This is a genomic window from Actinomadura logoneensis (assembly GCF_003428695.1).
GTDB classification, from domain to species: Bacteria; Actinomycetota; Actinomycetes; order Streptosporangiales; family Streptosporangiaceae; genus Spirillospora; species Spirillospora logoneensis.
Genome location: NZ_QURH01000301.1, coordinates 1 through 10,286 on the forward strand (window position 1 = coordinate 1; position 10,286 = coordinate 10,286).

General features: G+C 72.8%; 10 protein-coding genes. 7 read left to right on the plus strand and 3 right to left on the minus strand.

Features of this window, described 5'->3' with window-relative positions; all coding sequences use genetic code 11:
- A partial coding sequence (locus DZF91_RS18445) for an AAA family ATPase (protein ID WP_199486721.1) occupies window positions 1-699 on the minus strand: 699 nt, incomplete at its 3' end.
- 187 nt (window positions 700-886) lie between these two features.
- Between DZF91_RS18445 and DZF91_RS18450 the strand changes: the two genes are divergently transcribed.
- The 7 genes from DZF91_RS18450 (at window position 887) to DZF91_RS18480 (ending at window position 8,653) form a co-directional block, all read left to right on the plus strand.
- Window positions 887-2,002 carry a sulfite oxidase gene (locus DZF91_RS18450; RefSeq protein ID WP_235834388.1) on the plus strand — a complete coding sequence of 372 codons (1,116 nt, stop codon included), beginning with the start codon at window positions 887-889 and terminating at the stop codon, window positions 2,000-2,002.
- A gap of 62 nt (window positions 2,003-2,064) precedes the next feature.
- A complete protein-coding gene (locus DZF91_RS18455; protein ID WP_117358700.1) occupies window positions 2,065-3,498 on the plus strand; it encodes a selenium-binding protein SBP56-related protein in 1,434 nt (477 codons plus the stop codon).
- A 4-nt stretch (window positions 3,499-3,502) separates the two neighbouring features.
- Entirely contained in the window at window positions 3,503-4,147 is a 645-nt protein-coding gene (locus DZF91_RS18460) for a hypothetical protein (RefSeq protein WP_117358701.1), read from the plus strand.
- 437 nt (window positions 4,148-4,584) lie between these two features.
- Window positions 4,585-5,412 carry a D-alanyl-D-alanine carboxypeptidase family protein gene (locus DZF91_RS18465; RefSeq protein ID WP_158587978.1) on the plus strand — a complete coding sequence of 276 codons (828 nt, stop codon included), beginning with the start codon at window positions 4,585-4,587 and terminating at the stop codon, window positions 5,410-5,412.
- A 133-nt stretch (window positions 5,413-5,545) separates the two neighbouring features.
- Window positions 5,546-6,475 carry a D-alanyl-D-alanine carboxypeptidase family protein gene (locus DZF91_RS18470; protein ID WP_117358703.1) on the plus strand — a complete coding sequence of 310 codons (930 nt, stop codon included), beginning with the start codon at window positions 5,546-5,548 and terminating at the stop codon, window positions 6,473-6,475.
- A gap of 3 nt (window positions 6,476-6,478) precedes the next feature.
- Window positions 6,479-7,858, plus strand: a complete 1,380-nt coding sequence (locus tag DZF91_RS18475) for an LRV domain-containing protein (RefSeq protein ID WP_117358704.1) — start codon at window positions 6,479-6,481, stop codon at window positions 7,856-7,858.
- Between the two features lie 84 nt (window positions 7,859-7,942).
- Window positions 7,943-8,653, plus strand: a complete 711-nt coding sequence (locus tag DZF91_RS18480; protein WP_117358705.1) for a Clp protease N-terminal domain-containing protein — start codon at window positions 7,943-7,945, stop codon at window positions 8,651-8,653.
- Here DZF91_RS18480 and DZF91_RS18485 read toward each other — a convergent pair whose 3' ends face one another.
- Together DZF91_RS18485 and hisG are read right to left on the minus strand one after the other, a co-directional pair.
- A complete protein-coding gene (locus DZF91_RS18485) occupies window positions 8,654-9,097 on the minus strand; it encodes a PH domain-containing protein (RefSeq protein ID WP_235834389.1) in 444 nt (147 codons plus the stop codon). It lies immediately after the preceding gene.
- Window positions 9,090-9,965, minus strand: coding sequence for an ATP phosphoribosyltransferase (gene hisG, locus DZF91_RS18490; RefSeq protein ID WP_117358706.1), 876 nt, complete (start codon window positions 9,963-9,965; stop codon window positions 9,090-9,092). Before hisG ends, DZF91_RS18485 begins: the two co-directional genes overlap by 8 nt.
- Window positions 9,966-10,286: the final 321 nt, after the last annotated feature.

Genomic DNA, 10,286 nt, shown 5'->3' on the forward strand with positions numbered 1-10,286 from the left:
GGCGCGCAGCGCGGCGGCGGCCCGGGCGACCTGCGCGGCGAGGCGGTCCGCGGCGGCCGGCAGGCGGCGGCGGATGATGGCGACCTCGCGGTCGAAGGACGGGTGCTCCAGCCAGTGGTAGAGGCAGCGGCGCTTCAGCGCGTCGTGCACCTCGCGCGTGCGGTTGGACGTCACGACCACGACCGGCGGGGACGCGGCGCGGATCGTGCCGAGCTCGGGCACCGTGATGGCGAAGTCGCTCAGCACCTCCAGCAGGAACGCCTCGAACTCGTCGTCGGCGCGGTCCACCTCGTCCACCAGCAGCACCGACGGGCTGGTCTCCAGGGCGCGCAGCAGCGGCCGGGCCAGCAGGAACCGCCGGTCGTACAGCTCGCCCTCCAGCCGCGCCGCGTCGGCGGCCCCGGCGACCCCGGCCGCCTCGGCGGCGCGCAGGTGCAGGATCTGGCGCGGAAAGTCCCAGTCGTAGAGGGCCTGCGAGGCGTCCAGGCCCTCGTGGCACTGGAGCCGGACCAGCGGCGCGTCCAGCACCCGGGCGAGCGTCTTGGCCAGCTCGGTCTTGCCGACCCCGGCCTCGCCCTCCAGGAACAGCGGACGGCCCATCCGCAGCGCGAGGAAGCACGCCGTGGCGAGGCCGTCGTCGCACAGGTACGCGTGCTCGCCGAGCAGTTCCGCCAGCGCCCCCGGCGACTCCGGCAGCACCCGCGGCGCCTGCGGTCGTGCCGTGGACGCCCGCGGCGGCGCGCCGGGCGGCTCCAGGGGGTCGCTCGCCGGACGCGGCGGGGGCGGTGTGCTGTGCGCCACGCCACACACCCTATCCGCCGTCCGGGTGACCGGATCGGCGGACGCGATGTTGGCCCCCGCTCCGCTCTGCCGGTTGAATGATCCGGTGCGCAACGACGCGAACATCGCCGCCCGCTCCATCGTGAAGCCCCTGCCGCCCGAGCTGTTCATCGCGCGGGACACCAACGCCGAGACCCGCTGGGAGGCGATGGCCGGGCAGGGAACGGTCACGCCGACCGACCGGTTCTTCGTCCGCAACCACGTGTCCACGCCGCGGATCGACGCGCGGACGTGGCGGCTCAGGCTCTGGGGCTCGGGCCTCGACGGCTCCCCCACCGAGGACCGGCCGGTCGAGTTCACCTACGACGAGCTGCTGGCCCTGCCCGCCCGGACGGTCACGACGGCGATCGAGTGCACCGGCACCGGCCGCTCGTTCTTCGAGACGCAGCAGAACGAGCGGGTGCGCGGGACGCCGTGGACGCTCGGCGGCATCGGCGTCGCGACCTGGCGCGGCGTCCCGCTCGCCGACCTGCTGCACCGCGCCGGCCTCTCCCCCGCCGCGGTGGACCTGATGCCGCGCGGCCTGGACCCGGAGTTCGTCGACGAGGGCGAGAACATGGGCCGCGTCCGGCGTCCGCTGCCGGTGGCGAAGGCCCTGGACGACGTCCTGGTCGCCTACGAGATGAACGGCGAGCCGCTGCCGCCCGACCACGGGTTCCCGGCCCGGCTGGTCGTGCCGCGCTGGGTCGGCATCGCGTCCATCAAGTGGCTCGGCGACATCGAGGTCGCCGACCACGAGCTGACCTCGCCGTGGAACACCCGCTACTACCGGATGTTCCGGCCGGACCTGCCCGCCGAGGGCGAGGTCCTGACCACGATGAACGTCAAGAGCGCGTTCGAGCTGCCGTTCCCCGCGACGCTGGACGCGGCGGCCGGACGCGAGGTCACGCTCACCGGACGGTCCTGGTCCGGCACCGGACGCGTCGAGCACGTCGAGGTCAGCACCGACGGCGGCGCGCACTGGGCGCCCGCCCGGCTGGACGAGCGGACCGACGCGTGGGTGCTCTGGTCGTTCCCGTGGCGTCCGCCCGCGCCCGGCGGGTACGCGCTGCTCGCCCGCGCCACCGACGACACCGGCCGCACCCAGCCGGACGTCGAGCCGCACAACGGCAACGGTTACCTCTTCGGTGCCGTGGTGCGCCATCCGGTGACAGTGACCTGAACCGGCCCTTGGCGGACGGCGCGCGGCGGGTGAGGATCGGGTGACCCCGCTGAGGAGTGCCCATGCCGCTGTGGAAGCCCGATCCGACCTTCTACGCCTCCCCGCGCGACGCCGTCTCCGCTCCTCCCGAGAGGCTCGCCTACGTGGCGGCCTTCGACCCCGCCGCCGAGCGGCCGGACGCGCTCCTGGTCCTCGACACCGACCCGGACTCCGCGTCCTACGGCACGGTCGTCGGCCGCACCGACCTGCCCCACACCGGGGACGAGCTGCACCACATGGGCTGGAACGCGTGCAGCAGCGCCCTGTGCCCGTACGCGCCGCACCCGCACGTCGAGCGCCGCTACCTGGTCGCGCCGGGCCTCCGCTCGTCCCGGATCTACTTCCTGGACGTCAAGGACGACCCGAGGTCGCCCACGGTCGCGAAGGTCCTGGAGCCGGAGGAGCTGGCCAAGCGCGCCGGGTACTCGCGGCCCCACACCGTCCACTGCGGCCCCGAGGGCCTCTACGTCGCGTCCCTCGGCGGGGCCGACGGCTGGCCGGGCGGCGCGGGCGGTGACGACGGCCCGGGCGGGATCGCGCTGCTCGACCACGACTCGTTCGAGGTCCTCGGACGGTGGGAGGTCGACCGCGGGCCGCAGCACCTGGCCTACGACGCCTGGTGGCACATCGCGCACGACGTGCTCGTGACGTCCGAGTGGGGCACCCCGTCCATGATCGAGGACGGGGTCGTCGGCGAGTTGCTGCTCGGGCGCAAGTACGGCCACGCGCTGCACTTCTGGGACATGCGCAAACGCCGCCACGTGCAGCGGGTCGATCTCGGCGACCGGCACCAGATGGCGCTGGAGCTGCGTCCCGCGCACGACCCCACGCGCCAGTACGGCTTCGTGAACGTCGTGGTCGACGTCGAGGACCTGTCGTCCTCGATCTGGCTGTGGCACCGCGAGGGCGGCGGCAAGGACGGTCCGTGGACGGCCACCAAGGTCGTCACCATCCCGGCCGAGCCCGCGCCCGCCGACGCGCTGCCGCCGGTGATCCGGCCGTTCGGGGCCGTCCCGCCGCTGGTCACCGACATCGACCTGTCGGTGGACGACCGGCGGCTGTACGTGTCGTGCTGGGGCACCGGCGTGCTGAAGCGGTACGACGTGACCGACCCGTTCCACCCGGTCGAGGACGGCTCGGTGCGGATCGGCGGCATCGTGAACCGGACGCCGCACCCGGCCGCGCCGGACGTCCCGCTCTCCGGCGGCCCGCAGATGGTCGAGGTCAGCCGCGACGGCCGCCGCGTCTACGTGACCAACTCGCTGTACCGGGCCTGGGACGACCAGTTCTACCCGGACGGCGTCGGCGCGTGGATGGCCCGGCTCGACTCGTCCGACGACGGGTTCGGGTTCGACCGGCGCTTCTTCCCGCACGGGGACGACTTCGGCGGGCTGCGCGTCCACCAGACGCGGCTGCAGGGCGGCGACGCCTCGTCCGACTCCTACTGCTACCCGTGACCCGGTGACGGACGGGTCGCTGGCGGCGCTGGTCGTCCTCGGGGCGTTCCACGGCCTGAACCCGGCAATGGGCTGGCTGTTCGCGGTGGCGCGCGGCCTCCAGGAGCGCAGCCGGACGCGCGTCGTGCAGGCGCTGCCCGCCATCGCCGCCGGGCACGCGGCGTCGGTCGGCGCGGTCGCGCTGCTGGTCGCGCTCACCCGGTCGGTCGTCGCCGCGCGGGTGGTCGCGGTCGCCGGGGGCGTCGTCCTGGTCGGCTTCGGGCTGTGGCGGCTGCTGTCGTCGCGGCACTTCCGCTGGGTCGGGATGCGGCTGTCGCTGCCGCAGCTCGCGGGCTGGTCGTTCCTGATGTCGTCGGCGCACGGCGCGGGGCTCATGCTGCTGCCGCTCATCACCGCGTCCGGACGGGGCGCCGGGACCGGTGGCGCGCACGCGCACGGGCTCGGGCACGCGGCGGGCAGCGCCGTCTCGGCGGCGGTGTTCGTGACCGGCGTGCACACGCTCGCCATGTTCGCCACCGCCGGGATCGTCGCGCTGCTGGTCTACGACGTCCTCGGGCTGAGGGTCCTGCGGGCCGCGTGGCTGAACCTGGACCGGGTCTGGGCCGTCGCACTGGTCGGCGCGGGCGCGTTCGCCCTGGTCACGGCCTGATCCGAGGGTTCCGGCGCGCGTCTTTGTCAGCCTGCGAGCGAGGGCTGTTGTCACCGTTTGAGCAGCCGCCGTGTTGCCCGGGTGCGAGCAGGGTTTGTCACACCGTGATGAGCCCCTTTTGTCACTCGGGACGAAAAAGACGTGGCGGTCCGACCGAAACCCGGTCCCCGGATCACGGAGTTTCAAGATCAATTGCGGCGGCCCGCCCGTCCTGGCACTCTCCTAACGGACCTGTGGGACATCAGTCACCCATGGGGCGTATCTGTCGAACGGGGATGCCATGAAGGTTTCTGCACGACTCACCGTGCGCTGCGCGGTCGCGGCCCTCACCGCCGCGCCGCTGCTCACGGTCGCCGGGACCGCCGCGCACGCCGCCCCGGCCGCCGCTCCCGCCGCGGACCGGGACCTCTGGGCCGCCCGCCGCGGGCCCGGCCGGGGTGGGCGCCAAGTCCGCCTACCTCTACGACGTGACCGCCAAGAAGGCCCGCTGGGCCCGCGCGGACAAGACCCGGCGCCCGATCGGGTCCATGACCAAGGTCATGACCGCCTACACCGTGCTGAACAGCAAGGTCAGCCTGGACAAGGTCATCACCGTCCAGCGCAAGCACGTCGAGTACGTCACCAAGAAGTACAGGGACGCCAGCCGCGCCGGCCTCGTCGCGGGCGACAAGCTGACCGTCCGGCAGCTGCTGAACCTGATGATGGTGCCGTCCGGCTGCGACGCCGCGTACGTGCTCGCCGACACCGTCGGACCGGGCTGGCAGCCGTTCGTCGCCAAGATGAACGCCAACGCCCGCAAGCTCGGCATGAAGAACACGCACTACGCCAACTTCGACGGCCTCAACTGGCCCTCGGAGAAGTCGACGTACTCGACCGCCTGGGACCTGACCCGGCTCGGCTACGCCACGATGAAGAACTCCACGTTCCGCTCGATCGTGAAGCAGCCGCGCTACGTCCTCGGCGCGACCAGCGGGCACCACGCCTACAGCCACTGGAACACCAACCGGCTGCTCGGCTCCGGCAAGAACGCCTACCGCGGCGCGGTCGGCATCAAGACCGGCCACACCAACGCGGCCGGCTACTCGCTGATGTTCGAGGCCGTCCGGGGCAAGAAGACGCTGATCGGCGTCGTCCTGGACAGCTCCAAGACGGTCGAGGCCGCGCGCTTCACCGACGCCGCCAAGATGCTCAACTGGGGCTTCGGCGTCCGCACCGCCGACGTCTGGGTCGTCCCGCCGGTCCCGGCCGGCGCGAACGTCGACTGACGCCCGCCCTTCCCGCCCCCTGTGCCGCGCGGCACAGGGGGTTCCCCATGTTTGCGTCGAACCGGTTGCGGCCTCCCGGGCCAGCCGCGAGGCTGCTCGCACCTGGTCGGACGATCGAGAACGGGGACCGCTGATGCGACGCACTCGACTACTCGCCGGGACGCTCCTCACGCTCCCTCTCCTGGCTCCCCCACCCGCCGCCGCCGCGCCGGCCCCCGCCCCGGACACGTCCGCGCAGGCCCCCGCCCTGAGCGGGTCCGCGCCGTCCGGCATCCGGGCGAAGGCCGCCTACCTGTCCGCCGGCGGGACGACGTGGGGACGCGGCGCCGAGGCGCGCCGCCCGATCGCCAGCATCACCAAACTGATGACCGCGTTCCTGGTCGTCCGCGCCGGCGACCTCGACCGCACCATCACCATCAAGCGCAAGTACCGCGCCTACGGCGCCCGGCACGACGCGAGCATGGCCGGACTCCACCCCGGCGACCGCCTCACCGCGCGCCAGCTCCTCTACGCGATGCTGCTGCCGTCCGGCTCGGACGCCGCCTTCGCGCTCGTCGAGTCCTACGGCGGCACGTGGCCGAAGTTCGTCGCCAAAATGAACGCCGCCGCGCGGAGCCTCGGCATGGCCGACACCCGCTACGACAACTTCGACGGCCTCCCCTGGCCGTCCGGGCGCGCCGACTCGAGTACCCCGCACGACCTCGTCCGGCTGGCTCGCGCCGCCCTCGCCGACCCGACCCTCCGCCGCGTCGTCGCCACCCGCTCCTACACCCTCCCGCGGACGAGGTCCCACGCCGCGTACACCTGGCACAACACCAACCACCTCCTCGGCACGTACCAGGGCACCAGGGGCATCAAGACCGGCTTCACCAACGCCGCAGGCTATTGTCTGCTCTTCACCGCCAGGCGAGGCGACCGGACCGTGTACGGGGTCGTCCTGGGGGAACCGACGTCCGCCGCCCGCTTCACCGACGCCGCCCGCCTCCTCGACTGGTCCTTCGGCCACCACCCCTTCGACACCGCCACCCTCCGCCTCCGCTTCGCCACCCCGGACCAGGACTGAGATTTGGACAAGCTCAACCAGGCACAGCTCATCGGCCTGGCGCAGAACCCGAACGCCCCGACGAGCACCCTCCTGGCCCTCCTCGGCACGGGCGATCACGAGATCCAACGCCGCGTCCTCTCGACCCCGCACGTCCCCGCGCAGGTCTGGGACGCGGCCGTGACCCATCCCGACGAACACGTCCGGCGCATGGTGGCGAACAACCGGTACGCGCCACCCGAGCAGCGGGCCCGCCTGGTCACCGACCCCGCCGCAGACGTCCGCATCGCCACGGCCCAGGGCCCGAGCGCGCTCCGCGAGACCGTCCCCCCGCTCCCGGAGCACGCCTACGCCGTCCTGGCCGAGGACGCCGACCGACGCGTCCGTGAGGCCCTGGCCGGGCGCCACGACATCCCACCCTCCACCAGACGGACGCTCTGCGCCGACCAGGACCCGGGCGTCCGCGCCGCCGCCGTCCACGCCTGGCCGGATCCTCCCGACGACATCACCGACCGCCTCCTCGCCGATCCGGTCCCTTCCGTCCGCCGCACCGCAGCGCTCAAGGTGGTCGCACGCCGTCCCGAACTGGTCCCCGCACTCCTCGCCGACGACGAGCTGGACGACTACGACAAGGCGACCAAGGTCGCGAAGACCGCGCGCCTGGACCGCGAGACCGCCCTCCGCCTCGCCCGCCACGAGGACCCCGATTTCCGGGAGGCCGTCGCGGCCAACCCGCACACCCCGGCCGACCTCGTCGCCGAACTGGCCCGCGATCCCGAGCACGAGGTCCGCCTGGCCGTGTCGATGCGCCCGGAACTCACCGAGGAGCAACGCGCCGCCATCGACTACCACGTCGCCCCGAAGGACTTCGTCCGACCACCCGGCTGGGCGTGGGAGCGGCTCGACGACCTCCAGACGATGCGCCGCTGCGCCACGTCCGCGCACCCGGCTCTCCGCCGCGCGGCGGCCTACAGCCCCTACCTGCCCCCTGACCTGGTCGATCTGCTCGCCGAGGACGACGATTTCAGCGTCCGCCTCCTCCTCACCGAGCACCACCCGTCCCCGCCCCCGGCCCTGCTTCTCTCGACCCTGCTCGAGAACCCCTTCATCTCCCGCTTCGACGAACTCAGCCGGCCCGAGTTCCCCCGGGAGAACCTCCGCCGCTTCGCCACCTCGGACGACCCGGGCGCCAGAGCACTGGCGGCCCACGACCCCGATGCCCCGCCCGACCTGATCGAACGCCTGAGCCACGACCCCGACCCAGGCGTCCGGCGAGTCATGGCGAGCGACCCCCGCCTCCCCCGACCGCGCCTGCTCGCCCTCCTCGCGGACCGGGAGACCGCCACCGCGGCCGCCGCCAACCCGGCCCTCCCCCGCGAGGTGATGACCGCGCTGATGACGTGATCGGGCCTCGGCCGGCGGCCCACCCGTCACTCCAATCGTCAACCTCGGGTTGACGGCCTGAGGGCGTCAACCTATGGTTGACGCATGAGCGAACTTCCGGTGCGGCTCGGTGACCTCATCGAGTACGTGAACGAGCAGAGCCCCGACGGCGGGCCGCTGGAGCGGCTGTCGGAGGCGGTCGAGGTGTCGGAGCGCGTCGGCGAGGCGGCCGACCACCTGGTCGGGCACTTCGTGGACCAGGCCCGCAGGTCCGGCGCGTCCTGGACGGAGATCGGGCGTAGCATGGGCGTCACCAAGCAGGCGGCGCAGAAGCGGTTCGTCCCCAAGCCGGGCGGCGGGACGGTCGAGGCGACCGGACCGTTCGCCCGGTTCACCAAGCGGGCGGTCAACACGGTGCTCGCCTCGCAGGAGGCGGCGCGGGAGGCCGGGAACGCCGAGATTCGCCTCGCGCACCTGGTGCTGGGGCTGCTGACCGAGCCCGAGGGCCTCGCCGTGAAGGCGATCGAGGCGCAGGGCGTCGCGGTCGGGGACGTGCGGGAGGCCGCCGTCGGGGCCCTGCCGCCGCGGGCCGAGACGGAGATCCCGGAGAACATCCCCTACGCGCAGGACGCGGCGAAGGTGCTGGAGCGGAGCGTCCGGGAGGCGCTGCGGCTCGGGCACAACTACATCGGCACCGAGCACCTGCTGCTCGCCTACTTCGACGAGGGCAGCCCGCTGCTCGACGTCGATCTCGACAAGGACGAGGCGGAGCAGTGGATCACGTCCGTCCTCCAGCAGTTGGGGAAGGAGGACTGACTAGCCCTCGCGGGCCTCGCCGCGCAGGTGGACGAGGGTCTGCAGCTCGGTGAGCTGGCGGGCGGCGAGGTGCTTCTCGGCGCCGTTGATGCCCATGGCGCCGATGGACGTGCCGTCCGCCAGGTCGAGCGTCGGCCACGGCTCGCCGACGCTCATGTTCACGTCCACGATCTCGGCCCAGTCGAGGCGGCGGGTGCGGAAGGCGTTGACCACCGTCACCCCCGCCTCGTCCGCGGTCACTCGGCAGCGCGCCAGCATGTGCAGCACCCACGCCATCAGCAGCCCGAACAGCACCATCATGGTGCGGTCGAACGCCTTGAACTGGGGCGCGACGATGACGGCGAGCACGACCATGCCGAGCACGCTCACGCCCGCCGTCACGTACGCGACCAGCCGGGTGGTGCGGGGGCGCCACACCACCGGCAGCGTCGGGACCTCAGTCAACGATCTTGCTGATCGGGATCTCGAGGATGTCGTGCGCGCCCGCCGCCTTCAGCGCGGGGATCAGGGTGTTCACCCCGCGCTTGGGGACCACGGACTCGACCGCGCTGGCCTCGCCGCCGGCGAGGGCGGTGACGGTCGGCGACGACATCGCGGGCATGATGTCCAGCACGCCGGCGAGGTCGCCCTGCGCGACGTTCAGCTTGAGCAGCACGTTGCCGCGCGCCCGGATCGCGCCCTGCAGCAGCAGCGCGATGTCCTCCATGGCGGCGCGCTTGTCGGCGTCCTCGTACGCCTCGCGGTTCGCGACCAGCTCGGTGTAGCTGGTCAGCAGGGTGTCGAGGATGCGCAGGCCGTTCTTGCGCAGGGACGAGCCGGTCTCGGTGAGGTCGACGATGGCGTCCACGATGTCGGGCACCTTCGCCTCGGTCGCGCCGTAGGACGGGACGACCTTGGCCTTCACCCCGTGCCGGTCGAGGAACCGGCGGGTCATCTCCGGGAACTCGGTGGAGATCCGGACGCCCTCCGGCAGGTCGGACACCGACCGCCAGGGCGCGTCGTTCGGCACCGCCATGATCACGCGGACCGGGTTCGAGGTGGCCTTGGAGTACTTCAGCTCGCCGAGGCTGACCACGTCCGAGTCGGTCTCGGTGATCCAGTCGCGGCCGGTGATGCCGAGGTCGAAGAGCCCCTGCTCCAGGTAGGTGGGGATCTCCTGCGGGCGCAGCACCCGCACCCGGTCGATCCGGGGGTCCTCGATGGACGCGCGGTAGTCGCGGTCGGAGGAGCGCCGGACGGTCAGGTCGGCGGCGTCGAACAGCTCCAGGGTCGCCTTCTCCAGGGACCCCTTGGGGAGAACGAGAGACAGCACAGCATTCCCTTTCGGGGAGAGGTGATGGTGGGACGGTTCCGGGACGGGCTCAGGAGCCCAGATGCTCCGCGCGATGCCCGGCGTGGCCGTGATGCCGCGTGCCTCGCAGGGTCAGAACCGTGCCGGATGCGGTCACCGTCGCCTCCCGTCCCGTTCGATGCCATCACTTGCTGTGACAACAGCCGACCCTACCATGCCGTGACCACGGCATTCCGGTGGGTGGCCGACGCCACTTCCGGAGCCGGGCACGCCGCCGCCTCCGGCGCGGACCCCGACGCCGAGCCCGGGACCGGGCCCACCGACGCGTCCGGCGGCGGGCCC

Bases quoted from the DNA above. Each gene is read 5' to 3' on its own strand.
- DZF91_RS18455 (WP_117358700.1), top strand. From the start codon at position 2,065: ATGCCGCTGTGGAAGCCCGATCCGACCTTCTACGCCTCCCCGCGCGAC.
- DZF91_RS18480 (WP_117358705.1), top strand. From the start codon at position 7,943: ATGAGCGAACTTCCGGTGCGGCTCGGTGACCTCATCGAGTACGTGAAC.
- DZF91_RS18470 (WP_117358703.1), top strand. From the start codon at position 5,546: ATGCGACGCACTCGACTACTCGCCGGGACGCTCCTCACGCTCCCTCTC.